The following is a 623-nucleotide window of genomic DNA, read 5'->3' as shown; positions in this document are numbered from 1 at the left end:
ACCGCCGATGAAACCCAAATATGCAAAAATGCCACCGCCACCTAAAACAGAAGAAGACCGTTTACGCCTGAGAATTTTACAGCTTGAAGCGGAGGTGGCCTACCTAAAGGAGTTGAGAAGGCTCAGACTTCAGGACGAAGCCGAGCAACGGAAATTATCCAAAGGTTAAGAACACGCTATCCGTTAAAATGGCTTTTAGGCTTTGCACGGTTAGCGCGTAGTACGTTTTTTGCTAAACTTCAGATTAAACTAGATAAGGATGAGCCGCTGAAAAAGGCCATTAAACGCATCAAAGCCAATCATCCTGATTATGGCTACCGACGCGTTCATGCCTGCTTGCCAGGCGTAAATCATAAAAAAGTCCAACGCTTAATGCAGGCACTTGGGCTTCAAGTGCGGTCAAGAAAAAGCAAGAAATTTACCACCTATCGAGGCACGATAGGGGTGATAGCCCCAAATCATCTTGAACGCGATTTTAGTGCAACGGCCCCGAAACAAAAATGGGTAACTGATATCACCGAGTTTAAGGCGAAAGATGGAAGTAAAGTCTATTTATCCCCTATTTTAGACTTATTTAACAATGAGATAGTCTCCTATAATCTCAGCTATTCCCCAAACTGGGC

At 44.1% G+C, this 623-nt stretch carries 1 protein-coding gene and 1 pseudogene; both read left to right on the top strand.

From position 1 onward, the window contains the following. Window positions 1-153 precede the first annotated feature (153 nt). A pseudogene (locus DV415_RS10500) lies at window positions 154-351 on the top strand (hypothetical protein); the annotation flags it as partial. Between the two features lie 21 nt (window positions 352-372). Further along, on the top strand, window positions 373-623 hold a 251-nt coding region (locus DV415_RS10395), incomplete at its 3' end, for a DDE-type integrase/transposase/recombinase (protein ID WP_338153081.1).

This window comes from Haemophilus haemolyticus, assembly GCF_003490595.1.
GTDB lineage: Bacteria > Pseudomonadota > Gammaproteobacteria > Enterobacterales > Pasteurellaceae > Haemophilus > Haemophilus haemolyticus_L.
This window is presented reverse-complemented; position numbering and strand designations above follow the sequence as displayed.